Consider the following 24,589-nt stretch of genomic DNA (forward strand, 5'->3'; position numbering starts at 1 on the left):
AGGCAATCCTCGCGCTCGGGGGTGGGGGGTACGGCCTGCCGCGTGGTTGACGGCAATCGGAAACGCGCCCTAGTCTACGTGACGAAATCGTTCGTGCAATCGTTCTTGCGAACGTTTGCACACCAGCCCCACCGGCCCCGTGGAGGAACCATGTCCGACCCACAGTCCCTGTCCCAGCTCTTCGCTCTCGACGCCCTCCTCGACGCCGAGGAGATCGCGATCCGCGACACCGTGCGCCGCTTCGCCGACGAGCGCATCCGCCCCCACATCGGGGAGTGGTTCGAGGCCGCGGCGCTGCCGGTGCGCGAGCTGGCAGAAGGCCTCGGTGAGCTCGGTGTGCTGGGTATGCACCTCGAGGGGTACGGCTGCGCCGGTATGAGCGCCACCGCCTACGGTCTGGCCTGCCTCGAACTCGAGGCCGTCGACTCCGGAATCCGGAGCCTGGTATCGGTGCAGGGCTCGCTGGCGATGTACGCGATTCACCGCTACGGCAGCGAGGACCAGAAGCAGGAGTGGCTGCCCCGCATGGCCGCCGGCCAGGCGATCGGCTGCTTCGGCCTCACCGAGCCCGACTTCGGCTCCAACCCCGCCGGGATGCGCACCAATGCCAAGCGGGACGGTGAGGACTGGATTCTCAATGGCACGAAGATGTGGATCACCAACGGGTCCGTCGCGGACGTCGCGGTCGTGTGGGTGCGCACCGACGACGGCATTCGCGGATTCGTCGTGCCCACCGATACCCCCGGCTTCTCGGCGCCGGAGATCAAGCACAAGATGTCGCTGCGGGCGTCCGTCACCTCGGAACTCGTGCTCGAGGACGTCCGGCTGCCCGCTTCCGCAATGCTGCCGGAGGCCAAGGGGCTGTCCGGTCCGCTCGGCTGCCTCAACGAGGCCCGATTCGGCATCATCTTCGGTGCGATGGGTGCCGCCCGCGACTGCCTCGAGACCGCCATCTCGTACGCCCAGGACCGTCAGGTGTTCGACAAGTCGTTGGCCGCCTATCAGATCACTCAGGTGAAGATCGCGGACATGGCGCTCGAGGTCGGCAAGGGTCACCTGCTCGCTTACCATCTCGGACGTCTCAAGGACCGCGGCGAGGTCCGGCCCGAACAGGTGAGCACCGGCAAGCTGAACAACGTCCGCGAGGCCATCGCCATCGCCCGCGAATGCCGTACCATTCTCGGTGCCAATGGAATCACGTTGGAGTACCCCGTCATTCGGCACGCCAACAACCTCGAGTCCGTACTCACTTACGAGGGCACGTCCGAGGTGCACCAACTCACCATCGGCAAGGCGTTGACGGGCGAGGCCGCGTTCAGGTGAGCGGGTCGCTCGAGTCGGGTCGGCGTGCTTCGCTCGACGGTCTGCTGATCGCCGATTTCGGCCGGGTGCTGGCCGGACCGTATGCCACGATGCTCCTCGCCGATCTCGGCGCCGAGGTGGTGAAGGTCGAGCGCGCCGGCGTCGGGGACGACACCCGGCAGTGGGGACCGCCGTGGGTGGGCGAGGAGTCGACCTACTTCCAATCGGTGAACCGCAATAAACAGTCCGTCGCCTGGGACCTGCGCAGCCCCACCGACCTTCAGCAGGCGCGGGAACTCGTCGCCCGGGCGGATGTCGTGGTGGAAAACTTCCTGCCCGGCACCATGGACCGGCTCGGTCTCGGCTACGACGCGGTGCGGGATTCCAATCCCGACGTCGTCTACTGCTCGGTGACGGGGTTCGGTGGACACAACAACCTGCCCGGCTACGACCTGCTCATCCAGGCCGTCGGCGGGTTGATGAGCATCACCGGTCCCGAACCCGGCGTCCCGACCAAGGTCGGGGTGGCCGTCGTCGACGTCATCACCGGGCTGCACGCCGCGGTCGGGATCCTGGCTGCGTTGCGTCACCGTGACCGGACCGGCGAGGGACAGCGGGTCGAGGTGAACCTGCTGTCGTCGTTGCTGTCCGCCCTCGTGAACCAGACGTCCGGGTATGTGGGCGCGGGTGTCGTTCCGCAGGCCATGGGCAACCGGCATCCCAGCATCGCGCCGTACGAGGTCTTCGACACCGGCGACCGCCCGCTCGTGCTGGCGGTGGGCAACAACCGCCAATTCGACTCTCTGGTGCGGGTTCTCGGGGTTCCGCACCTCGCCGGCGACGATCGGTACGCCACCAACACGCAACGGGTGGCGCACCGCGAACAATTGGTCCGGGACCTCACCGAGGCGCTGGCATCGGCTACCGCGGACGTGTGGTTCGAGAAGCTGACCGCGCAGGGTGTCCCGTGCGGGCCGCTCAACGACATCGCCGATGCCGTCGCGCTGGCCGAGCGGCTCGGCTTGAATCCGGTGGTCGAGATCGACGATCCACGCCGGGACTCGCCCGTGCGGCAGGTGTCGAACCCGATCCGGCTCAGTGCCACCCCGGCGAGGTACCGCAGCGCGCCGCCCCTCCTGGGCGAGGACACCCCAGCTGTGAGTACTTCTTAACCCCCCGCGGTTAAGAAGTACTCACAGGGGGACTTTCCTAAGAGAGTGTTAGGAACCCCCGCGGACCCTTCCGAATGTCTGTGACCTGCCCCACTGTGGTGGGAACGGAGAGATTCAGGACATCGGAGGGAGTCCACGTGAGCACCGCACAGACTGGTGAGCGCCGAGTGATCGGCAACGTCTTGAAAGGTTCGGTCGGCAATCTGATCGAGTGGTACGACTGGTACGTCTACGCGGCGTTCAGCGTGTACTTCGCGAAGGAGTTCTTCCCCGAGGGCGACACCACGGCCCAGTTGCTCTCGACAGCAGCTGTTTTCGCAGTCGGGTTCCTGATGCGGCCGATCGGCGGCTGGGTCATGGGGCGGTACGCCGACCGGCACGGCCGCCGCTCGGCGCTCACCTTGTCGGTGACCGTGATGGCGGCGGGCTCGCTCGTCATCGCGCTCACGCCGTCGTACGACAGCGTCGGACTGGTGGCTCCGGTGCTCCTCGTGCTCGCCCGCATGCTCCAGGGACTGTCGGTCGGCGGTGAATACGCCACCAGCGCCACGTACCTCGCCGAGGTCGCCTCACCGGGTCGGCGCGGGTTCTATTCGAGCTTCCAGTACGTGACCCTCGTCGCCGGGCAGCTGTTCGCGCTGGGTGTGCAGATTATCCTGCAACTGCTGTTGCCTGCCGAGGCCATGCAGTCGTGGGGCTGGCGAATTCCGTTCGTCATCGGTGCGGCAGGTGCCGTCGCGGTGATGTGGCTGCGTCGCACGATGGACGAGTCCGAGGCTTTCACCGACGAGGTGGAGTCGAAGCGTGACACAGACACCCCGGACGACGGGCCGAAGGAAGGTTCGCTCCGGATGCTGCTGCAGTACCCACGCGAGTGCCTGCTGGTGTGTGCCCTCACACTCGGTGGCTGTGTGGCGTTCTACACGTACACCACGTACATGCAGAAGTTCATGATCAACACCTCCGGCATCTCCAAGGACACGGTCGCGTGGATCAACTTTGCGGCTCTGTTGGTCTTCATCGTGTTGCAGCCGCTCGGCGGAGCCCTGTCGGACCGCATCGGCCGGCGCAAGCTGCTCATCTTCTTCGGTGTCGGTGGAACCCTGCTGACGGTCCCGCTCATGACCGTGCTGGGTAGCACGTCGAATCCGCTGGTTGCCTTCGGGCTGATGATGCTGGGCCTCACCGTCGTCACCGGATACACGTCGGTCAACGCGATCGTGAAGACCGAGCTGTTCCCGACCAAGGTCCGCGCGCTCGGAGTCGGATTGCCGTACGCCCTCACGCTGGCGATTTTCGGCGGCACGGTCGAAACCGTCGCCCTCGCCCTGAAACGGGCCGGTCACGAATCGCTCTTCTTCTACTATGTGACCGGATGCATCGCGATCTCGCTCGTCGTCTACGTCTTCATGCGGGAGACGTCGGAAGGTTCGCCGCTCGACCGGGCGAGCAGCCGGGCCGACAGCCCGGACGACGATGTCGAGCTGGTCGACTCGCGGAGCTGATCGAAGGGAACGGAAAGTGCAGATCGCGGTGGTCGAGGACGACGACGGAGTCGGCGACGCACTCGTGGAGGCGCTGGCGAACCACGGCCACGACACGGTGCGCATGCGACGCGGCTCCGACCTCCTCCTCGGCCATCGCGGTATGGACGCGGTGATTCTCGATCTCGGTCTCCCCGATGCGGACGGCCTGCATGTGCTCCGGCAACTGCGGGCCGTCAGCGACGTTCCGGTCGTCATCCTCACCGCCCGCGACGACGAGCGTTCGGTGGTCCGCGGGTTGCGCGGCGGGGCGGACGACTACCTCGTCAAACCGGCGCGGCTCGCGGAGTTGCTGGCCAGGCTCGACGTGGTGACCCAGCGCCGCCGAGCCGCCGAACGGCCGGCCTCGCAGCAGATCACCGAAGGCGACGTGATGGTCGACCTGGCGGCACGCGAAGTGGAGGTCGCAGGCGAACCGATCGCGCTGACGACCAAGGAGTTCGAGCTTCTCGAGGTCCTCGTCACCCGGCCCGGCGCCGCGGTGAGCCGCCAGCAGCTGATGGACGCAGTGTGGGGCGATGCCTATGTGGCGATCTCACGCACCCTGGACGTGCACATGACCGGACTGCGAGCGAAACTGGCTCGGCCAGGCCTCATTTCGACTATCCGCGGGTACGGTTACCGCTGGGGTACCTGACGTGCGGCGACGGGTGCTCGCCGTCCTGCTGGTGTTCGCGGCCCTCGCGGTGGTGGCGTTCGCGGTTCCCCTCGCTCTGGCCACCGGCGCCGGGAGAACGCAGGCCCTCCGCTTGAGCCGGGAGGCGGATGCTACACATTTCGCCAGCCTCGCCGGGCATACGCAGGCCCCCGGCAGCGCTGCGTTATTGCGGGAGGAAGTGGCGCGCTACCACGAGTTGTACGGCGAGGGGGTTCTCATCGTGGACGCTCGGGGCGGCGTCCGCGCCGGAGCGGGACTGTCGCCGGCCGACCCGGGCGTGGGCGAGGCGATCACGGCCGGACTCCGAAATCAGAAGAAGGGCATCGGCGGTTCGCTGACACCGTGGTCGGCGGACCGTGTCCTCTCTGCCGTCCCCGTCGGCACCGGGGCGCAGGTCGACGGCGCCGTCGTCCTCGAGGTGTCCACCCGAGCGGCGCGCGAGTCGATCCGGACGTCGTGGCTGATGATCACCGCCGGAGCGCTCGCGGCGCTGGTGGCGGTGACAGCTGTGGCCATCGCGCTGTCCCGGTGGACCGTTCGTCCACTCGGCGCACTGACTGCCCGCGTCGCTGCCCTCGCGGACGCCGTCCCGTCGCCGAAGCCGTGGACCCGTCGCACTGCCGGCAACTCCGCGGACCGCTACACCGGACCGCCGGAGGTGCAGGAACTTGCGCGGGCCTTCGACACCATGGCGGGCGCCGTTCAGGCTTCCGCCCACGCACAGCGCCGACTCATCGCCGATACCGCGCATCAACTTCGGAACCCGCTGGCGGCTTTACATATTCGATTGGATTCTCTCGGCCCGCACGTCCGCGAGGCGGGGGCGGAAACCTATCGCCGGACGAGTATGGAAGTGGACCGCCTCGGCGGAATCCTCGACGGACTGCTGGCATTGGCAGTCGCCGAGGCACCCGCCGAGACCTCGCACGGCGGCTGCGACGTCGGTGCAGTGGTCGCCGACCGGCTCGACGCGTGGGCGGAGGCGCTGGCGGAGTCGGGGATGGCCGCGACCTCGGACGGCACCGACGAGCCCTTGTTCGCCGACTTCCGGTCCAGTCAGCTCGCTCAGATCCTCGACGTGCTGCTCAGCAACGCGCACACCTATGCGGGTTCCGGGTCGACGGTGCGAATCGACACCCGGAAGACGGAGTCCGGCATCCGTATCCGGGTGAGCGATGACGGCGTCGGGGTGTCCGAAGACGAGGTCGACAAGTTGTCCTCGCGCTTCTTTCGCGGGTCCGGATCCGGCCGGCCGGGCACCGGTCTGGGGTTGTCCATCGCCACCGCTCTCGCTGACAACGGTGGTGGTTCCCTCACGGTGGCGGCCGCGCAGCCGCACGGTCTCGAGGTAACCGTGACGCTGCCGGAATCGCCCGACTGCACCGGGGAGGCGATGTGATCTCCCGGCGCGAACTTCTCCGCGGACTCGCGGCCACCGCAGTGGCCACGGCGGCCGGGTCGGGCGCCGCCTGTTCCGGTGGCACCCGTGAACAGCTGCGACTCGCCGCCGGTGAGGAAGGCGGATTCTTCTGGGAGTTCGCACAGCTGACCGCTGCTGCCGCGGAGCGCGCCGACCTGGGCGTGACGATCGTCCCGCTGCGGACTGCCGGGTCCGTCGACAACCTCGCGGCGCTGGCGTCCGGGGAAGCAGAGCTCGCCCTGAGCCTCGCCGACGCCGCGGTGACGGCCATGGACACTGCCGCCCTGACGGCCATGGACACTGCCGCGGTGTCGGCCATAGATGCCGCCGCCGACTTCACCGCCATCGGCAAGGTGTACGAAAACTACATGCAACTGGCGGTGCGCGCCGATTCCGAGATCAAGGACACGTCCCGACTTGCCGGAGCACGAATAAGTTTGGGAGCGCGAGGATCAGGCGCAGAACTCACCGCGGAACGAATTCTCGAGGTGCTGGGCCTCGGCCGCCCCGGCGACGTCACACGCCTGCACCTGTCGATGACGGATGCAGGCCACGCTCTGCGCGAAGGCAGCGTCGACGCCGTCCTGTGGGCGGGCGGAGTGCCCACACCATCGTTTGCAAACCTGGGTATCGCGCTGCGACTCCTCGATCTGTCCGCAGAACTCGACTTGCTGCGACAGCGGTTCGGCCCCCGCTACGAGTCCGTGCTCATTCCGCCGGGTACGTACGGAAGTCAGACACCTGTCGCGACAATCGGATTGGCCAACCTTCTCCTCGCCGGCCGCACGGTGACCGACAAGGCTGCCGGTGCACTCGTGGAAGTGCTGATCGACCATGCCTCGGAACTGGTGCCGGAACAGGCGACGGGCAGCCAGTTCCTCGATCGGCAGTCGTTGATCGTCACCGCCGGAGTGCCGTTGCACCCTGGTGCCGCCGCGGCATACCGGCGGCACCACGGCTGAGGGCGCCGAAGGCGCCTGGTTACAGCCCCAGATCCTTCGCGATGATCGTCTTCATCACTTCGCTGGTGCCGCCGTAGATGCGGGACACCCGGGTGTCGGCGTAGAGGCGTGCGATGGGGTACTCGAGGACGTAACCGTATCCGCCGTGCAGCTGCAGGCACTTGTCGATCACCCGGCCCGCGGCCTCGGTGCAGAAAAGTTTGACCTTCGCCGCGTCGGGCACGGACAGTTCACCGGCGTCGTGGAGTTCGAGTGCACGATCGGCCATCAGCTGGATTGCTTCGACCTCGGTAGCGCACTCGGCGAGCACGAATTTGGTGTTCTGGAATGCTGCCACCGGTTTTCCGAAGACGTTGCGTTCCTTGACGTAGGCGAGGGCGTGTTGCAACGCGGCCGCGGCGGTGGCCGACGCGCCGAGCGCGATGGTCAGCCGCTCCTGCGCCAGGTTGTGGGTGAGGTAGCTGAATCCGGCACCCTCCTCACCGAGCCGATCCTCGACCGGAACCTTGACGTCCGTGAACGACAATTCGGCGGTATCGGACGCCTTGAGGCCGATCTTCTCGATCTTCCGGCCCACCGCGAAACCCTCGGCGGTGGTGTCGACGACGAGAATAGACAGCCCCGCCCGGCGGTTCTCTTGCGTGCTGGGAGCGGTGCGGCACACCACGAGAATGCGGTCGGCGAGCGCGCCGCCGGTGATGAACGTCTTGGCGCCGTTCAACACGTAATGGCTGCCGTCCTCCGACAGCTTCGCCGAAGTCGCGATGTTGGCGAGGTCGGAACCGGTACCGGGTTCGGTCATCGCGATGGCGAACATGATGTCGCCGGAAGCGAATCCCGGGAGCCAGCGCTGCTTCTGCTCATCGTTCGCGTATTCGACCAGGTACGGCAGGATCAAATTGGTGTGCACCGAGAAGCTGCCGAACGTGACACCGGCCGCCGCCGTCTCCTCACCGACCACCGCGGAGAACTTGAAACTCTTCTCGCCGCCCCCGCCGTACTCCTCAGGCACCTGGATGCCCAGCACACCGAGCTCGCCGAGCCGACGATAGAAATCACGCGGGGGATGTCCCTGCACCTCCCAATCATGGTGGACGGGAGCCACTTCCTTGGCGATGAAGTCGCGGATCGTCTTCCGGAACGCCTCGTGATCTTCGTTGAACACCGTACGCTGCACGGATCTCTCCTTCGATTTACAGTGCGTAACTACGCAGTACGCCCTTGCTGATGATCGTCTTCTGAATCTCGCTGGTGCCTTCGCCGATGAGCAGGAACGGTGCCTCACGCATGAGCCGCTCGATCTCGTACTCCTTCGAGTAACCGTAACCGCCGTGGATACGGAAGCTGGCCTGGGTGACCTCCGAGCAGTACTCGCTGGTGAGGTACTTGGCCATGCCGGCGGCCACGTCGTTGCGTTCGCCGGAGTCCTTCAGTCGTGCGGAATTGACCATCATCAGATGTGCCGCTTCGACCTTCGTCGCCATCTCGGCGAGGCTGAACGCGATCGCCTGATGCTGCGCGATCGGCTTACCGAACGTACTGCGCTGCTGCGCATATCGGGCCGCCAGCTCGAACGCGCGGATCGCCACACCGCACGCGCGCGCGGACACGTTGACCCGTCCGACCTCGATCCCGTCCATCATCTGGAAGAAGCCTCGACCCGGCGTGCCACCGAGGATGTCATCGGCCGCGGCGGTGTAGTTGTCGAACAGGAGCTCGGTGGTGTCGATGCCCTTGTACCCCATTTTGTCGATCTTCCCGGGGATAGTGATGCCCGGGACCACCTCACCGAATCCGGCGGGCTTCTCGATGAGGAATGCGGTGAGATTGTCGTGCTTCTTGGCGGCACCTTCCTCGGTACGAACCAGGGCGGCGACGAGGGTGGAGCTGCCACCGTTGGTCAGCCACATCTTCTGGCCGTTGATGACGTAGTTTCCGTCGGCGCCGCGCTTGGCCTTGGTGCGGATGGCGGCGACGTCGGAGCCGAGTTCCGGCTCGGACATCGAGAAGGCCCCGCGAACCTCACCCGTGGCCATCCGGGGCAGGTAGTGCTCCTTCTGGGCATCGGTGCCGTGCTGACGCAGCATGTAGGCGACGATGAAGTGAGTGTTGATCACCCCGGAGACGCTCATCCAGCCCCGCGCGAGTTCCTCGACGCACAGGGCATAGGTGAGGAGGGATTCGCCGAGGCCGCCGTACTCCTCCGGGATCATCAGCCCGAACAGGCCCATGTCGCGCATCTTGTCGACGATGGCCTGCGGGTAGGTGTCGGAATGCTCGAGTTCCTGTGCGACGGGGATGACGTCGCGATCGACGAAGGTTCGCACGGTGTCGATGATCTCGGTCTGGAACTCGGTGAGGCCGAGAGTCTGGGCGAGGCGGCTCATAGGGGTCCTTCGAATACGAGTTGTACCGAGCAGGGGAGTGCGGAACCGGGGCGCGGACGAGCGCCTCGGGAGCCGCGAGGTCGGATTTCAGCTTGCCCGACTTCCCGTGGAGCGGCTAGAGGCCTTCGGCTATCGGTCGGATAGCGCACTCCAATGCTTCTCGTATTTGCCTGTGACCTGCGGGGGCCCTGACCCATAGGTAGTGGCAGCCGGTGCGTTCGCCGAGTGCGTATTGATCGGGTGGGCCCGCATCCGTTGAATGGGCTTGACGCTGTGACCTGCACCACCCATTCTCCGAAGGGATCACCAGGTGACCCACTCCACCGCCACCCTCGACGCACCCGTCGACATCGGCTCCGAGTCCCGCCGCCGTGCGTGGGGCTTGACCGCCCTCCTCGTGTTGCTCTACGTCGTCAACTATGCCGACAAGGCCGTACTCGGCATCATCGCTCAACCCCTCGCCCAGGAGCTGGGACTGAGCTCCTCCCAGATCGGTCTGGTCGGGAGCTTGTTCTTCCTGACCTTCACGGTCGGCGGATTCTTCGCAGGCGTGCTCAACCGATGGATGTCCCTGCGGTGGGCGCTCGTGCTGCTCGCGCTGGCCTGGTCGGTGGCCATGCTGCCGCTCGTCGTCGCCGCAAGCTTCGTGGTGCTACTCGGCAGCCGGCTACTCCTCGGCCTCGCCGAGGGCCCGAGCTCGGCGCTGCTGCACACCGGGGCGTACTCCTGGCACGCGCCCGCAAAACGCGGACTGCCCAGCGCACTGTTGGCCGGCGCGGCGTCCATCGCGAAGATCGCCGTTGCTCCGGCACTCGCATTCGTCACCGTCACATTCGGCTGGCGCTACGCCCTGATCGCGCTGTCGGTGATCGGGGTCGTGTGGTGTGCAGTCTGGCTGACCGCGTGGTCCGAGGGTCCCTACATTCGCAGTGGCAAGAGCGCGACCACCGATGCCGACGGTGACGCCGAGGAGCCCGCCGTACCGTGGAGTCGAATCTTCAGGACACGCACGTTCATCAGCGGCGCCCTCCTCGTCATGAGCGTGTATGCACTGGTCGCAGTGGTGCTCACCTGGCTGCCCTCGTACTTCGAGGTGGGCCTCGGGTACAGCCGCCTGCAGGCCGGATCGATGTTCGCCTTCCCGAGCATCGCGGGACTGATCCTGATGCTCCTCACCTCCGTGATCGGCGACCGCCTCCTGGTGCGCGGCTCGACGTCCCGGATCGTGCGGATCATCGTGCCGGCCGTCGGGGTGCTCATCTGTGGCGCGATCCTGCTTGCCCTGCCGTCCATCGACACCCCCGCCCTGGCCGTGCTCGTGGTGTCGGTCGGGTACGGTTTCGCCGCCTCGGTGTTCCCGCTGCTCAACTCCGCGATCTCCGAGATCTGCCCGCCGCGTCAGACGGCCGGCACGCTCGGGGTGTTCCTCGCGATCATGGCGGTCGGCGGCCTCGTCGCCCCGTATGCGACCGGCCTGATCGTCGACGCCGCCAGTTCGCCCGCCGCGGGCTACGCGACCGCGTTCCAAGCGCTCGGTCTGGTCGCAGCGGTATGCGCCGTCCTCGCGTTGATCCTGGCCAACCCGGAACGCGACAAGAAACTGGTTCGAGGCGACAGTGTGGGGAGCACACGATGAATGACGCAGTAATTATCGACGCAGTCCGCACACCGATCGGCCGGCGCGGAGGGTCCCTTTCGGATATTCATCCGGCCAATGTGTCGGCCCACGTGCTCGAAGCCCTCGTTGCCCGTACCGGTCTCTCCCCGGATGAGGTCGGCGACGTCATCTGGGGCTGCGTCAGCCAGGCAGGCGAGCAGGCGGGCAACGTCGCCCGGACCGCGGTGCTCGCCGCCGGCTGGCCCGAGAAGGTACCCGGCACCACGCTCACCCGGGCGTGTGGATCGAGTCAGCAGGCGGTGAGCTTCGCCGCCGCGACCGTAATCGCCGGCCACGAGGACATCGTCGTCGCCGGCGGTGTCGAATCGATGAGCCGCGTTCCGATGGGCAGTGCCAGCAAGAACGGCGAGCACTTCCCCGCAACCGTTCTCGACCGGTACGGCGTCGACGGCTTCAGCCAGGGCACCGGCGCAGAAATGGTGGCAGCGAAATGGGGATTGACTCGGCGGGTGCTCGACGAATACGCACTCCGCTCTCACGAACTCGCGGCGCGTGCCGCTGACCGCGGCGCCTTCGACGGGCAACTCGCACCGATACCCGGCGTACTCGAGGGTGATGAGGGAATCCGCCGCGGTGGTTCGCTCGAGTCCCTCGCGAAACTGAAGACCGTGTTCAAGGACGACGGCGTGATCCACGCGGGCAACTCGTCGCAGATCTCCGACGGCGCGGGGGCGTTGTTGATCACCACGAGTGACAAGGCTGCGCAGCTGGGACTGCGTCCGATGGCCCGGATACACACCAGCGCGGTGGTGGGTGACGACCCCGTTATCATGCTCACCGGTCCCATCGCAGCCACGGACAAAGCCCTCTCGCGGGCAGGACTGACCATCGAGGACATCGGCGCGTTCGAGGTCAACGAGGCCTTCGCTCCGGTTCCGCTGGCTTGGCAGGCGGAGACCGGTGCCGCCATGGACCGGCTGAACCCGGTCGGCGGCGCCATCGCCGTCGGGCACCCGCTCGGTGGATCGGGGGCGATCCTGATGACCCGGCTGGTCCATCATATGCGCGACAACGGCATCCGATACGGTCTCCAGACCATGTGTGAGGCAGGCGGACTCGCCAACGCCACCATTCTCGAACTTCTCTGAATCACCACTTTTCCGAAGGGACCCACAGGCAATGGAACTCAAAGGCATCTCCACCGCGGTGACCGGCGGCGCGTCGGGACTCGGACTCGCCACCGCTCGCCGACTGGCGGACGCCGGGGCTCAGGTGACGCTCATCGACCTTCCCCACTCCGAGGGTGCGGCGGCGGCGAAAGAACTCGGCAGCGCAGCGCAGTTCGCGGCGGCCGATATCACCGACCCCGAACAGTTCGCGGCGGCCCTCGATGTCGCCGACGAGCGAGGCGGACTGCGCGGCATCGTGCACTGCGCCGGCGCGGGACGACGAATGCGGATCCTGGACAACGACGGCAAGGCCGGTTCACTCGAGGATTTCGAGTTCGTGATTCGCCTCAACCTCGTCGGCTCCTTCAACGCTCTGCGGTTGGGAGCGGAACGAATCGCCCGCCACGACGAGATCGACGGCGAGCGCGGCGCGATCGTGCTGACCGCCTCCGTCGCGGCATTCGAAGGTCAGATCGGCCAGATCAACTACACGGCGTCGAAGGCGGGCATCGTTGGTATGACCGTGACGGCGGCGCGGGATCTGGCCAGCCGAAACATCCGGGTGTGCACCATCGCCCCGGGAATCATGGACACCCCGCTCCTCGCGCGACTGCGCGAAGACGTGCGGGCGTCGCTCGAGAAATCCGTACCCAGCCCGTCGCGGCTGGGCAAGCCCAGTGAGTTCGGGCAACTCGCCTGCTCCATCCTCGAGAACGGCTACCTCAACGGTGAGACCATCCGCCTCGACGGTGCCATCCGCATGGCACCCCGCTGACCAGTGAGGACCCACGTGAACAAGCCGGTATTGCACTACCCGGAACTGACCATGGCGGCCTTTCCGCCCAGCATGGCGGCCCTGTACAGAGACCGGGCCGCGGTGGTCGACGGCGACACGGTGTGCACCTACCGTGAACTCGACCAGCGGTCGGGTGCATTCGCGTCGGCGCTGCGGGACGCAGGTGTGACCGAGCGTGACGTGGTGCTCCTGCACCTCGGCAACTGCATCGAGTTCGTGGTCGCGTACTACGGCGCCCTGCGGGCCGGCGCGACCGTCACGCTGGTCAACCCGCTGCAACCCGTGCCGGGACTCCGTACACAGATCGTGGACACGGGTGCGGTCGCGGCCGTGACCCAGCCCGGGCAACTGGACAACCTCACCGCGGCTGCCGACGGCACCACCGTCCGCACGATCGTGGTGGCGGGACTGCCCGCCGGGCGAGGTCGCGGTCAGTTCGGATTCGACGAGTTCGTCCGCGGGTACGTCGCCACACCGTTCCCTTCGAAGGTGATCGGAGACGACGTGGCCCACCTCGCCTACACGGGCGGCACCACCGGATTGTCGAAAGGTGTTCGGGTACTGCACCGCAACGTCCTCGCCAACGTGATCCAGATGGTCGCCTGGCGAGCGGGACACGCGGTGCTCGCCAGCGCTGACGGTGGTATCGAGTTGCGACCTCTCGCGGAACCGGGGGATCGCGGTGTGGAACCCGGGGTCGGGGCGACGGTCGTCGTGTCGCCGCTGTTCCATGCCCACGCCCTCATCAACATGTCGTTCCTGCTGCTCTGCGGGGCGACTCAGGTGTTCGCCGGCCGTTTCGAACCCGGCAGGATGCTGGAACTGATCGAGAAGCACCGTGCCACCTACATCACGGGAAGCCCGGCAATGTGGCACGCGGTCGCCACTCATCCCGACGCGGCGACCCGGAACACCGATTCGGTGCGCGTCGTCTCCTCCGGTGCGGCCCCGATCGACCACGTCACACTCGAGGCACTCGGCCGCGCGTTCCCCTCGGCGACAGTGGTCGAAGGGTACGGGTTGACGGAAGGCACCTGTCTTATCGCGTCCGCGCCGCTGACCGGAGCCGACGCATACAAGCTCGGGAGTGTGGGTCTGCCGGTGTTCGACACCGAAGTGCAGATCCGCGCGGCCGACGATTCCGGGGCCGTACTCGACGCCCACACCCGCGGCAAGCTGTGGGTCCGCGGCCCGCAGGTTACCGACGGCTACCTGAATCAGCCCGAGATCACCGCGCAGCAGTACGTCGACGGCTGGCTCGATACCGGTGACATCGCGTACGTCGACGAGGACGGTTACCTGTTCATCTGCGACCGCACCAAGGACATGCTGATCTACAAGGGCTACAACGTGTATCCGCGTGAGCTCGAGGAGATTTTGGTCTCGCACCCGGACGTCTCCTCCGCTGCCGTCGTCGGCAGAGAGGCCGGCAGCGTCGGTCAGGAGCCGGTGGCGTTCGTCGTCCCGATGCCGGGGGCGGCGGTCGATCCGGATGCGGTGTCGGCGTTCGTGGCCGAGCGGGTGCTGCCGTACAAGAAGGTGCGTGACGTGGTGGTGGTCGAACAGTTGCCGACGTCGGCGGCGGGAAAGATCCTCAAAACGACTCTGCGGAAGTTGCTCGAGGTCGCGGCTACCTAGAGGACCGCGAAAGTTATCGGCCCCCAACCGCTCTCAGCGGTGGGGGCCGTCGTTGTTCGTTCAGCGTTGCGCGCGCTTGACCAGGCCTCGTCCGATGATGAGCCGCTGGATCTCGCTGGTGCCCTCGTAGAGGCGCAGGAGGCGGACGTCACGGTAGATGCGTTCGACGGGGACGTCCCGCATGTACCCGGTGCCACCGTGGATCTGCACCGCCAGGTCGGCGACCTTGCCCACCATTTCCGTGCAGAAAAGCTTGGCGACCGACGGCGCGATGCGCCGGTCCTCACCGGACACCCACGCCCGGGCGGCGTCCCGGACGAGTGCCCGCCCCGCCATCACGCCGGTCTGCTGATCGGCGATCATGGCCTGCACCAGCTGAAAGTCGCCGATCGCGCTGCCGCCCTGAGTAGCGGTGGCGGCGTACGCCACCGACTCGTCGAGTGCGCGCTGGGCCGCACCCACCGACAGCGCGGCGATGTGCACCCGGCCGCGCGCCAGCGACGTCATCGCGGCACGGTAGCCAACGTCCTCGCTTCCCCCGACGAGAGCGGAATCAGGCACGCACACATCGGTGAAATGCACGTCCGCGGTCCAGGCCCCTTCCTGGCCCATCTTGCGGTCCTTCGCGCCTACCTGCACTCCGTCGGCGTCGGCGGGGACGAGGAACACGGCGATGCCGGTGCCGTCCGCGTCTGCGGGGCGGGTGCGGGCGAACACGACGAACAGGTCCGCGAGTGGTGCATTGGTGATGAACCGCTTCTCGCCGTTGATGATCCAGCCGTCGCCGGTCCGCGTCGCCTTGGTGCGCAGTCCCGCGGGATCCGACCCCGCGCCCGGTTCGGTGAGCGCGAACGACGCCACTACCTCGCCCGACGCGATGCGCTCGAGCCACGTCTCTTTCTGCTCGTCCGTGCCGAACGCCACCAGCACCTGCCCGGCGATGCCGTTGTTGGTACCGAACATGGAGCGCAGGGACAGCGACGTGTAACCGAGCTCCATCGCCAGTTCCACATCCTGCGTCAGGTCCAAGCCGAGTCCGCCCCACTCCTGCGGGATCGCGTACCCGAACAGCCCCATCGCTTTGGCAGCCTCGCGGATGTCGTCGGGGATCGCGTCGGCATCCATGATCTCCTGCTCGCGGGGAACCACAGCGGAGCGAACGAAACTGCGCGTCTGGGCGAGGATGTCCTGAAAATCGTCGTCGCCGACCTGAGATGTGGTCATGGAATCACCGGCCTGCAAAGTTGTCATGAAGTCACTGTCGGATGGTAGTCGCCGCATGTCCAATACGAATCGGACCACGCCGCCATAGGAGATCCCGATGATTCCGACCCGTCCAGGAGGGTTCTGCGCCGATATATTCGGCTGGTGCCGGAAACCCCCGAGTGGCGGGAGGGCACTCGTCATGTCGAAAGGACTTCCATGGAACTGCTCGCCAACCGCACCGCCGTCGTCACCGGAGGCGCTCAGGGTATCGGCTTCGAAATCGCCCGGACCTTTGTCGAGGCCGGCGCCCGTGTGGTGATCGGTGACCTCGACCTCGACGCCGCCACGGCAGCAGCCGACAAGCTCGGTGGCGCGGACGTCGCCCACGCCGTCCGATGCAACGTTGTGCACGCCGAGCAGGTCGACGAGATGCTGGGCGCAGCCGTCCAACGCTTCGGCTCGCTCGACGTGATGGTCAACAACGCCGGCATCACCCGCGACGCGACCATGCGCACCATGACCGAAAACGACTTCGACCTGGTCATCGACGTGCACCTGAAGGGTACCTGGAACGGGACGCGCAAGGCGGCCGCCATCATGCGGGAGGCCAAGCGCGGCGCCATCGTCAACATCTCCTCGCTGTCCGGCAAGGTCGGCATGGTGGGGCAGACGAACTACTCGGCGGCCAAGGCGGGCATCGTCGGGCTCAGCAAAGCTGCGGCCAAGGAGCTGGCCCATCACGGCGTCCGGGTCAATGCGATCGCGCCGGGACTCATCAGGTCGGCCATGACCGAGGCCATGCCGCAGAAGGCGTGGGACCAGAAGATGAGCGAAATCCCGATGGGGCGTGCAGGCGAGGCCGGCGAGGTAGCGAACGTTGCCCTGTTCCTCGCCTCCGACCTCTCGTCGTACATGACCGGCACGGTCCTCGAAGTCACAGGTGGACGCTTCATGTGACGCGCACCCACCCTCCCGACATTTCCCCGAAAGGCCATCATGCGTGAAGTCGTCATCTGCGAACCCGTCCGCACTCCCATCGGACGGTACGGCGGCATGTTCCAGTCCCTCACCGCCGTCGATCTCGGTGTCGCTGCTCTGAAAGGACTGCTCGACCGCACAGGCGTCGAGCCGTCCGACATCGAGGACGTCGTCCTCGGCCACTGCAACGCGAACAGTGAGGCGCCTGCCATCGGCCGTGTAATAGCGCTGGATGCGGGGCTACCGATCACCGTGCCCGGCATGCACATCGACCGCAGATGCGGATCCGGTCTGCAGGCCGTCATCCAGGCGGCGATGCAAGTGGCGGCCGGTGACAACGACCTCGTGGTAGCCGGGGGCACCGAGTCGATGAGCAACGCGTCCTTCTATTCCACCGATATGCGTTGGGGTGGAGCGCGATCCGGTGTGCAGATGCACGACAGCCTCGTGCGCGCCCGGTCCACCGCGGGCGGCCGCTTCTACCCGGTTCCCGGGGGAATGATCGAGACGGCGGAAAACCTGCGCCGCGAATACGGCATTTCACGCACCGAGCAGGACGAGCTCGCGGTGTCTTCACACACCAGGGCCGTAACGGCCCAGAAGAACGGCATCCTCGCCGAAGAGATTGTGCCGGTGACCGTGCGCAGCCGCGCCGGTGAGCAGGTGATCGACACCGACGAGCATCCTCGTCCCGACATCTCACTCGAATCGCTGGCTGCCCTGAAACCGATTCTGGGCAAGACCGATCCGGAATCCACTGTGACCGCCGGCAACGCCAGCGGGCAGAATGACGCTGCAGCAATGTGTTTCGTCACCACGATGCAGACCGCGGAACGGCTCGGTCTGCGTCCGCTCGTGCGTATGGTGTCCTGGGGCGCGGCCGGTGTCGCACCGAAGATCATGGGCATCGGTCCGGTCCCGGCCACCGAGGTCGCGCTGCGCAAGGCCGGGCTCGCCCTCTCCGACATCGACCTGATCGAACTCAACGAAGCGTTCGCGGCGCAAGCGCTGGCCGTGATGCGCGAATGGGATTTCGGCGCAGCGGATCTGGATCGCACCAATGTCCACGGTTCCGGAATCTCCCTCGGTCATCCTGTCGGTGCGACGGGTGTACGGATGCTGGCAAGCCTGGCCCGGGAACTGGATCGCCGTGACGCGCGGTACGGGCTCGAGACGATGTGCATCGGTGGTGGGCAGGGCCTGGCCGCAGTGTTCGAACGAGTGGCGTAGACGCTAATTCCCCTGTGGGCCTGTGCCACGCGCGCGGATGAGTTCCACGAACGCGCGTCCCACGGGGGAGAGCGTTTCCGGATCGAAGGCGATCCCGAATCTCCGGGCGAATCTGGGCTCTACTTCGCGCACGATCGCGCGGTCGCGGGCCGACTCCGCAATCGACCTCTCCACCAGGGTGCCGCCGATTCCGGCAAGTACCAGGGGAAGTCGCGCCTCCCGGTGATCGGACAACACGGCCAGGGGCGGCCGTGCCCCCGCGTGGCGAATCGCCTCTTCGATTTCGTCGGCGAGGGAGTGACCGCGGGGCACGAACACCATGGGCACTTTGGGAAGTGCGGACAGCGGGACCGGTCCGTCCGGGACCTCGGTGTCGGCGGGATACACGAGCCAGTACTCCTGCTCACCCAGCTCCACCACGTCGAGGCCGTCTTCGTCGAGGGGCAGGTGTGCGACGACGAACTCGCAGTGCCCGTCCTCGATCAGGGAGGCGGCCTGTGCTTCGGATTTCAGCTCACCGAACCGCACCGCCACTTTCGGGTAGGCCTGCCGGAACTCGGCGACCAGGTCGACGAGCGGGCCGAGGACCAGGGCGGGAAACGCCATCACGTCGAGGCGGCCGGCGAGTTCTCCGTCGGCGGTGGCGAGCAGATCCTCGACGGCGGTGACGTCGCGCAGGATCTGGCGGCTCGGGCCCACCATGCTTCGTCCGGCGGCGCTGAGAACCATGCCCCGGCCGATGCGATGGAACAGTTGCACGCCCAGTTCCCGCTCGAGACCCCGCAATGCCTGGGAGATGGTCGGCTGGGCGACGCCCAATGATGCGGCGGCACCGCCTATGCCCTCGTGCTCGACGACGGCGAGGAAGTACTCGACCTGACGTAACTCCATGTGCTCAGCCCCTTGTCGACGTGTCGTGTGCGCTCGCGACGAACGCTGCGGCCGCCGGCGAACTAGGTCCGGAGCGCTGCACCAGGCCGACGGGCCGGGTCAACCGCGGTGACAACGACCGGATCGTCACACCGCGCAGTTCCTGTTCGGCGACGACACGGGGAAGGACGGTCGCTCCCGCCCCGCGCTGGACCAGGTCCCAGGTGGCGCTCGGATGCGAGCAGTCGATGACGACGTTGTCCGTGTTTTCCCCGAGGAGTTCGAAGATCAGCGCCGCGTCACTCTTGTCACCCAGGTCCTGAATCAACGGGACCTGACGCAGGGCAGAGCGGGGTACGGGGTCGGGAAGGGCGGCTGCGAGCTGGTCGGGCACGGCAAGCACCAGCTCCTGCTCGCCGATCGGGACCGACAGCAGAGCACTGTGATCCACGGACAGGTCGATCACCCCGAGCTCCGCCTCACCGCGTCGCAACGCCCCGAGGACGCCGGTAGGGCCGTCGCTGTCGATGATGCGGACCGTGATCCGCGGATACTGCCGGCGGAATCGGCGGACCAGTCCGACGATCGGGTCGATCGAGAACGCCGAGTACGTGACCACGTCGACCCGGCCGGATTCGAGTTCACGGACCGCCGCCACCTTCGCCTTCGCCCGTTCGACATCGGTGAGGATGCGCCGCGCCGCCACGTCCAGTGTCCGGCCCGCCTCGGTCAGCTCGAGCCGTCGGCCCGTGCGATCGAACAGGGTTACCCCGAGGCGACGTTCGAGAGTGCGAATGGCCTGCGACAGCGACGGTTGGGAGATGTACAGGGACTGCGCCGCCCTGGTGATCCCGCCGTGATCGACTACCGCGACGAAATAGGTGACGAGATGCAGGTCCACCCGGTCATCGTACGGAAGCCGTGGTCGCGCCCGGCACTACCCATTCGCCGGTGAACGCGGGAGGGCGTTTCAGGGCGAACGCCCGGAAGGCGTCCGGCGCATCGGTTGCGAAGTTGACGGCCTGCGCTCGCGCCTCGTTGTCCAGCGCCTCGCGCAGCGACGAGAACGACCCCTGTTCGAGCAACCGGGCCGATTGCGTCACCGCGACGGGCGGTCCGGCGGCGAGCCGGCGCGCGAGGTCCTGCGTCACCGTCCGCAGCTCGGAGGGTTCGGCGAGCACCGATACCAGTCCGAGAGCGTGGGCCTCGGCGGCGTCGACCATGTCGGCGAGCATCACCAGGCGCTTGGCCTGGTGTAACCCCACGAGCCGGGGAAGCACCCACGACCCGCCGAAGTCGACCGACAGTCCCCGTTTCGCGAAGATCTGACTGAACTTCGCGGTGGTGGAGGCCACCACGAGGTCGCAGAGCAGGGCGAGATTCCACCCGGCACCCACGGCGTAACCCTCCACCTGGGCGATCACCGGCTTCGGAAATTCGGCAAGGGTCGCGGCGACGGAATTGATCGTCCGCATCCGGTCGAGAGGATGCTGTCCAGTCCGTCGTTCGACGTCGGCGCCCGTGCAGAAGTTGCCGCCGGCACCGGTGACGATGACCGCACGGATGTCACGCTCCGCTTCGAGCACACGCAGAGCGTCCTCGAACTCGACGAACGCGTCCAGGGTCAGCGCGTTCATGCGGGCGGGCCGATTCAGAGTCACGGTGGCCACAGCGCCGTCGCGGGTCACCGATACCGTGTCCCCGCTCATCGGCCGGACCACACGGGTGAGCGCTTCTCGGCGAATGCACGCGCACCTTCCTGCGCATCCTCGGATGCGAACACCGGGTCGAGGTACTGCCGCTGCGCGGCAAACGCGTCGGGGTCGGTGTACCGGGCAGCCATCGCAACGACCTGCTTGGTGGCCCGGACCGCGAGGGGACCGTTGGCGGCGACGCGCGCGGCGAGCGCGCGTGCGGTGGAAAGTGCCTCGCCGGGTTCGGTGAGGTGGTTGACGAGGCCGTGCGCGTGGGCCGTTTCCGCTGTGAGCGGGTCGCCGGTGATCGCCATCTCCATGGCGATCGGGTAGGGCAGCACCTTGGGTAGCCGCAGCAAACCGCCTGCGGCTGCGGCCAATCCGCGCTTCACCTCGGGAATTCCGAACTTGGCGTCCCTCGCCGCGACGATGATGTCGGCCGACAACGCCAGCTCGCACCCGCCGGCCAGAGCCCAACCCTCCACGGCGGCGATCAGTGGCTTCGTCGGTGGGGCCTCGGTGAGCCCGCCGAAGCCCCGCCCCGGCAGTGACGGGCGTTCGCCGCGGGAGAAGGCCTTGAGATCCATTCCGGCGCAAAATGTCCCGCCGGCGCCGGTGAGAATGGCGATGGTGAGGTCGGGGCGCGCTTCGAACTCGTCGACGGCGGCGGCGAGGGCCTTGGCGACCTCGAGGTCGACGGCGTTCTTCGCTTCCGGGCGGTTGAGGGTGATGACAGCGACGCCGTCGGCGAAATCGGTGAGAACCACGTTCATGGGTGTCCTTCTACGGTGTCGGGGTGATGGGAAGTGACCAGCGTTCCGGATGGCCGCCGAGCGAGCGGATGTGTCCGCGGCCGGCGAGTACCAGCAGGTGGGCATGCGTTTCGCGAACCGCGAGACGCAGGAGACGGTCGGACATGGAATCGAACGGGCGCGACCACGACACGTTCGTCGAGATCTCCCACGCCGTCGACTCGGGGCGGTCGCGGAGGGCGGCGACAATTTCCGTGAACCGCTCCTCGTGGTGACTCATCAGCTGCTGCGCCCGGTCGGCGATGCCGCGGAAGCGGTACTCGTGGGCGGGTAGCACCAGTCCGTCCGGCATGGTGGTGGTGGTGTGCAGCGAGAGCAGGTAACGGTGCAACGGGTTGTCCAGCTCGCCGGGGATTGTGGAGATGTTGGGACTGATGCGGGGCAGCATGTGGTCGCCACTGAACAGCAGTCCGTGGCGTTCGTCCACGAAGGTCAGATGGCCAGGAGTGTGGCCCGGTGTCCAGACCGCCCGCAGATCCCAGCCGGGCAGGTTCAGCGAAACGCTGTCGTCGAGCACCACGTCGATGTACTCGCCGGGGCCGAATCGGACCAGATCGACACGGGCGGCGGCGCGAACCCCGGCAGGTGCACCGAGCCGGTCGAGCTGTATTTCCCACGTCCGTTCGTCGGCGGTCTCGTCGTCCGGGGTGCGGTGGCCGAGAAGTGTAGCGTCCGCAGCGTGCATCGCGAGGGCGGCGCCGCTCATCTCCCGCAGCCGCGGTGCGAGACCGAAGTGATCGGGGTGCAGATGGGTGACGGCGGCATACCGGACGTCGGTGACGTGGTGCCCTGTCTGTGCGATACCGTCGCAGAGAGCCAGCCATGACTCCTCGGAGTCCCAGCCGACGTCGATCAGCGCGAGTCCGTCGGGGAGCGCCAGTGCGTAGATCAGCACGTAGCGCAACGGGTTTCGGGGCATCGGCACCGGAATCGACCACAACCCCGGGCGCACGCTCTCGACCGGTGGCAGCACCCCGCGGGCCCACGCCTCGCGCTGAACGGTGCCGACCTCTTCGGTGACGATCACGACGGCACCCCCTCCGCCGCACTGAGGTTTTCGCGTAACGCGCGCTTGAGGACCTTGCCGCCGGCGTTGCGTGGCAGCGCCGTCACGAATCGAATGTGCCGCGGTTTCTTGTACGACGCGAGCCGCCCGGCGCTGAAGTCGAGAAGTTCGGCGACGGTCGGGTCGGCGCCGTCGGCCACCCGGATCACGGCGGTGACGGCTTCACCCCACGTCCGGTCGGGAACACCGATCACGGCGACCTCCGCCACCGCGGGATGCTCGGCCAGCACCGACTCCACCTCGATCGGATACACGTTCTCACCCCCGGTGATGATCATGTCTTTCACCCGGTCGGTGACGAACAGATATCCGTCGGCGTCGAGATGCCCGATGTCGCCGGTGCGCAAGAAACCGTCGGGAGCGAAGAGTCGCGCTGTCTCGTCCGGTCGGTGCCAATAACCTGTGACGTTGTTGCGCGAGCGGCAGACGATTTCGCCGGACACCCCGGCAGGGAGATCGGCGCCGGTGGCGATGTCCCGGATCGCCAGCTCTACGCCCGGCATCGGCGTGCCGGCGGAGCGCAGCAGGTAGGCACGGTCACCGGCCGGATCGTGGTCCTCGGCGGTGAGTGCCGTGACCGATCCCGTCGTCTCCGTCATCCCGTACCGCTGCACGAAGGCGCAGCCGAACCGGTCGAGGGCGCGGCGCAACAGGGTGGGAGTGATCGGCGCCGAACCATAGGCGATCAGTTGGAGACTGGACAGGTCGCGCTCGCCGAGCCCCGGTAGGTCCAGCAGCATCTGGATCGCCGAGGGAACCAGGAACGCATGGGTGATGCGGTGCCGTTCGACGAGTTCGGCGACGTGGCCCGCGTCGAAGGCGTCGAGGAGAACCACGTGCACTCCCGCGGACAGGCTGGTGCTCAGCCACCCTGCCCCGGCGATGTGGAACAACGGCAGGGCGTCGAGGGCCACCGAGTCGGTGCGCCACCGGTAGATCCGCAGCGCCTCGGGCTCGTTGTGGAGATTGCGGTGCGTCGCGACCACACCTTTGGGTGCGCCGGTGGTGCCCGACGTATACAGCTGAAGCAACTCCGCGTCCGGATCGTCGCCCAGCCCCGGGTCGGTGTCGCTGCCCGAAGCGGCGAGCCGATCCCACGTCCACACCCCCGGAAGGATTCCCTCCGACACGTCGTCGACGAGTACGACGACCAGACCGGCAAGCGCTTCGCGTACTGCTTCGGCCGTCTTCGCGAACTCGGCCTCGACGATCAGCACCTCGAGCGCCGCGTCGACGGCGATCGCCGCAGCCTCGGCGGCGGGCAGGCGCCAATTCAGCGGCACGAACACGAGCCCGGACTTGGCGGCGGCGACGAAGCACTCCGCACCCTCGAGGCGCATCCGCAGCAACGCCCCGACACGTGCACCGGAACCGGATGCCAACGACGACAGCGCTGACGCGATACGAGTCGTCCGCCGGTCGAACTCCGCGAACGTGAGGGTGGTGTTTCCCCACGTCACCGCCGGCGCGTCGGGGCGTTCGGCGGCATGGTGCCGAATGCGTTGGGGAAGATGCAGCCCACTCACAAATGCTCTCCTCGAAGACGGGGGGACCCGACGCCCGGTACCACGTCCCGCCAGTCGACCATCCCGCCGAGCCGGTGACAAAGACGCGTGACCGTACGGACACTTAGCGATCGCCTATGGATGCGGAAAGTCCGAGCCGGTGTGAGGCTTGACACATAGCGACGCTGACATCTAACGTAATTTGTATCACTGTTAAACGCAGTGCGCGTTCCTCTGATCCGGTCTTCAGGCGATAGGGGCTCACGTTGGTCACCTGAGTAACGCAATTCGGCAACGATGTGAGTCGCGTCTCGGCGCGTGTCCGATCGGCGTGCTGGGGCGGAACCGGCTCGAGGCAGTCGGCCCTGACCCGGAGTGCTCGCCTGTGTAAATGCCTTGGAAACAACAGTTTTCACTGCGTTGGGGCACCGTCCAGACCTTCAACCGCCGAAGAAAAGTGATTGACGTCTCACAGCCTAACGGTATAAGGTTTACGCGGATCGGAGATGCAGCCGCACTCGATCCTCTCGACCGGCGACAGCCCCGCCGTCGAGGGTCGGGA

The 24,589-nt window shown here is 66.9% G+C and carries 21 protein-coding genes; 12 read left to right on the forward strand and 9 right to left on the reverse strand.

Annotation, left to right across the window (positions count from 1 at the left end; all coding sequences use genetic code 11):
• Positions 1 to 150: 150 nt before the first annotated feature.
• The 6 genes from HYG77_RS19650 (at position 151) to HYG77_RS19675 (ending at position 7,058) form a co-directional block, all read left to right on the forward strand.
• Entirely contained in the window at positions 151 to 1,323 is a 1,173-nt protein-coding gene (locus HYG77_RS19650) for an acyl-CoA dehydrogenase family protein (protein WP_208960306.1), read from the forward strand.
• Positions 1,320 to 2,474: a CoA transferase gene (locus HYG77_RS19655; RefSeq protein ID WP_208960307.1), complete on the forward strand. Its 1,155-nt coding sequence runs from the start codon at positions 1,320 to 1,322 to the stop codon at positions 2,472 to 2,474. The genes HYG77_RS19650 and HYG77_RS19655 overlap by 4 nt, the downstream gene beginning before the upstream one ends.
• A 137-nt stretch (positions 2,475 to 2,611) precedes the next feature.
• Positions 2,612 to 3,979: an MFS transporter gene (locus tag HYG77_RS19660; RefSeq protein ID WP_109333700.1), complete on the forward strand. Its 1,368-nt coding sequence runs from the start codon at positions 2,612 to 2,614 to the stop codon at positions 3,977 to 3,979.
• Positions 3,980 to 3,995: 16 nt separating this feature from the next.
• Positions 3,996 to 4,655 (forward strand): response regulator transcription factor, encoded by a 660-nt coding sequence (locus HYG77_RS19665; RefSeq protein ID WP_208960308.1) that lies wholly within the window; start codon positions 3,996 to 3,998, stop codon positions 4,653 to 4,655.
• Between the two features lies 1 nt (position 4,656).
• Entirely contained in the window at positions 4,657 to 6,075 is a 1,419-nt protein-coding gene (locus tag HYG77_RS19670; protein ID WP_208960309.1) for a HAMP domain-containing sensor histidine kinase, read from the forward strand.
• Complete coding sequence (locus tag HYG77_RS19675) at positions 6,072 to 7,058, forward strand: TAXI family TRAP transporter solute-binding subunit (RefSeq protein ID WP_208960310.1); 987 nt, start codon at positions 6,072 to 6,074, stop codon at positions 7,056 to 7,058. Before HYG77_RS19670 ends, HYG77_RS19675 begins: the two co-directional genes overlap by 4 nt.
• A gap of 19 nt (positions 7,059 to 7,077) precedes the next feature.
• On the opposite strand, the gene HYG77_RS19680 is transcribed toward HYG77_RS19675, so the two are convergent.
• Both HYG77_RS19680 and HYG77_RS19685 read right to left on the reverse strand, forming a co-directional pair.
• Positions 7,078 to 8,235 carry an acyl-CoA dehydrogenase family protein gene (locus HYG77_RS19680; protein WP_109333693.1) on the reverse strand — a complete coding sequence of 386 codons (1,158 nt, stop codon included), beginning with the start codon at positions 8,233 to 8,235 and terminating at the stop codon, positions 7,078 to 7,080.
• 16 nt (positions 8,236 to 8,251) lie between these two features.
• On the reverse strand, positions 8,252 to 9,445 hold the full coding sequence (locus HYG77_RS19685) for an acyl-CoA dehydrogenase family protein (RefSeq protein ID WP_208960311.1): 1,194 nt from the start codon (positions 9,443 to 9,445) through the stop codon (positions 8,252 to 8,254).
• 310 nt (positions 9,446 to 9,755) lie between these two features.
• On the opposite strand from HYG77_RS19685, the gene HYG77_RS19690 reads away from it, so the two are divergent.
• From HYG77_RS19690 to HYG77_RS19705, 4 genes are read left to right on the forward strand one after another with little or no spacing between them, the layout of a single operon-like run.
• Positions 9,756 to 11,081, forward strand: a complete 1,326-nt coding sequence (locus HYG77_RS19690) for an MFS transporter (protein ID WP_208960312.1) — start codon at positions 9,756 to 9,758, stop codon at positions 11,079 to 11,081.
• A complete protein-coding gene (locus HYG77_RS19695) occupies positions 11,078 to 12,211 on the forward strand; it encodes a thiolase family protein (RefSeq protein WP_109333687.1) in 1,134 nt (377 codons plus the stop codon). The genes HYG77_RS19690 and HYG77_RS19695 overlap by 4 nt, the downstream gene beginning before the upstream one ends.
• Before the next feature lie 31 nt (positions 12,212 to 12,242).
• Complete coding sequence (locus tag HYG77_RS19700; RefSeq protein WP_208960313.1) at positions 12,243 to 13,007, forward strand: SDR family NAD(P)-dependent oxidoreductase; 765 nt, start codon at positions 12,243 to 12,245, stop codon at positions 13,005 to 13,007.
• 51 nt (positions 13,008 to 13,058) lie between these two features.
• Positions 13,059 to 14,666, forward strand: a complete 1,608-nt coding sequence (locus tag HYG77_RS19705) for an AMP-binding protein (protein ID WP_208963450.1) — start codon at positions 13,059 to 13,061, stop codon at positions 14,664 to 14,666.
• A gap of 60 nt (positions 14,667 to 14,726) precedes the next feature.
• Here the strand turns inward: HYG77_RS19705 and HYG77_RS19710 are convergent, their stop codons facing one another.
• Complete coding sequence (locus HYG77_RS19710; protein WP_109335389.1) at positions 14,727 to 15,890, reverse strand: acyl-CoA dehydrogenase family protein; 1,164 nt, start codon at positions 15,888 to 15,890, stop codon at positions 14,727 to 14,729.
• A gap of 198 nt (positions 15,891 to 16,088) precedes the next feature.
• Between HYG77_RS19710 and fabG the strand changes: the two genes are divergently transcribed.
• Together fabG and HYG77_RS19720 are read left to right on the forward strand one after the other, a co-directional pair.
• A complete protein-coding gene (gene fabG / locus HYG77_RS19715; RefSeq protein ID WP_208960314.1) occupies positions 16,089 to 16,829 on the forward strand; it encodes a 3-oxoacyl-ACP reductase FabG in 741 nt (246 codons plus the stop codon).
• A 39-nt stretch (positions 16,830 to 16,868) separates the two neighbouring features.
• Complete coding sequence (locus tag HYG77_RS19720) at positions 16,869 to 18,080, forward strand: acetyl-CoA C-acetyltransferase (protein ID WP_109333681.1); 1,212 nt, start codon at positions 16,869 to 16,871, stop codon at positions 18,078 to 18,080.
• A gap of 3 nt (positions 18,081 to 18,083) precedes the next feature.
• Here the strand turns inward: HYG77_RS19720 and HYG77_RS19725 are convergent, their stop codons facing one another.
• The 6 genes from HYG77_RS19725 to HYG77_RS19750 are packed head-to-tail and all read right to left on the reverse strand — an operon-like array spanning position 18,084 to position 24,048.
• Positions 18,084 to 18,971 (reverse strand): LysR family transcriptional regulator, encoded by an 888-nt coding sequence (locus HYG77_RS19725; protein WP_109333679.1) that lies wholly within the window; start codon positions 18,969 to 18,971, stop codon positions 18,084 to 18,086.
• 4 nt (positions 18,972 to 18,975) lie between these two features.
• Positions 18,976 to 19,851, reverse strand: a complete 876-nt coding sequence (locus HYG77_RS19730) for a LysR family transcriptional regulator (RefSeq protein WP_109333677.1) — start codon at positions 19,849 to 19,851, stop codon at positions 18,976 to 18,978.
• 4 nt (positions 19,852 to 19,855) lie between these two features.
• On the reverse strand, positions 19,856 to 20,659 hold the full coding sequence (locus HYG77_RS19735; RefSeq protein ID WP_208960315.1) for an enoyl-CoA hydratase-related protein: 804 nt from the start codon (positions 20,657 to 20,659) through the stop codon (positions 19,856 to 19,858).
• Entirely contained in the window at positions 20,656 to 21,417 is a 762-nt protein-coding gene (locus tag HYG77_RS19740; RefSeq protein WP_208960316.1) for a crotonase/enoyl-CoA hydratase family protein, read from the reverse strand. Before HYG77_RS19740 ends, HYG77_RS19735 begins: the two co-directional genes overlap by 4 nt.
• 10 nt (positions 21,418 to 21,427) lie before the next feature.
• Complete coding sequence (locus HYG77_RS19745) at positions 21,428 to 22,483, reverse strand: MBL fold metallo-hydrolase (RefSeq protein WP_109333673.1); 1,056 nt, start codon at positions 22,481 to 22,483, stop codon at positions 21,428 to 21,430.
• The gene (locus tag HYG77_RS19750; protein ID WP_208960317.1) at positions 22,480 to 24,048 is read right to left on the reverse strand and encodes a long-chain-fatty-acid--CoA ligase; all 1,569 of its coding nucleotides are present in this window, start codon (positions 24,046 to 24,048) and stop codon (positions 22,480 to 22,482) included. Before HYG77_RS19750 ends, HYG77_RS19745 begins: the two co-directional genes overlap by 4 nt.
• Between the last annotated feature and the right edge of the window lie 541 nt (positions 24,049 to 24,589).

Origin of the sequence: Rhodococcus sp. ZPP, assembly GCF_017656075.1 — a bacterium.
GTDB classification, from domain to species: Bacteria; Actinomycetota; Actinomycetes; order Mycobacteriales; family Mycobacteriaceae; genus Rhodococcus_F; species Rhodococcus_F oxybenzonivorans.

Excerpts from the sequence above, each read along its gene's own strand:
- HYG77_RS19650 (WP_208960306.1), top strand. The coding sequence starts at position 151 with ATGTCCGACCCACAGTCCCTGTCCCAGCTCTTCGCTCTCGACGCCCTC.
- HYG77_RS19685 (WP_208960311.1), bottom strand. The coding sequence starts at position 9,445 with ATGAGCCGCCTCGCCCAGACTCTCGGCCTCACCGAGTTCCAGACCGAG.
- HYG77_RS19695 (WP_109333687.1), top strand. The coding sequence starts at position 11,078 with ATGAATGACGCAGTAATTATCGACGCAGTCCGCACACCGATCGGCCGG.
- HYG77_RS19700 (WP_208960313.1), top strand. The coding sequence starts at position 12,243 with ATGGAACTCAAAGGCATCTCCACCGCGGTGACCGGCGGCGCGTCGGGA.
- HYG77_RS19705 (WP_208963450.1), top strand. The coding sequence starts at position 13,059 with ATGGCGGCCTTTCCGCCCAGCATGGCGGCCCTGTACAGAGACCGGGCC.
- HYG77_RS19710 (WP_109335389.1), bottom strand. The coding sequence starts at position 15,890 with ATGACCACATCTCAGGTCGGCGACGACGATTTTCAGGACATCCTCGCC.
- fabG (WP_208960314.1), top strand. The coding sequence starts at position 16,089 with ATGGAACTGCTCGCCAACCGCACCGCCGTCGTCACCGGAGGCGCTCAG.
- HYG77_RS19720 (WP_109333681.1), top strand. The coding sequence starts at position 16,869 with ATGCGTGAAGTCGTCATCTGCGAACCCGTCCGCACTCCCATCGGACGG.
- HYG77_RS19725 (WP_109333679.1), bottom strand. The coding sequence starts at position 18,971 with ATGGAGTTACGTCAGGTCGAGTACTTCCTCGCCGTCGTCGAGCACGAG.
- HYG77_RS19735 (WP_208960315.1), bottom strand. The coding sequence starts at position 20,659 with ATGAGCGGGGACACGGTATCGGTGACCCGCGACGGCGCTGTGGCCACC.
- HYG77_RS19740 (WP_208960316.1), bottom strand. The coding sequence starts at position 21,417 with ATGAACGTGGTTCTCACCGATTTCGCCGACGGCGTCGCTGTCATCACC.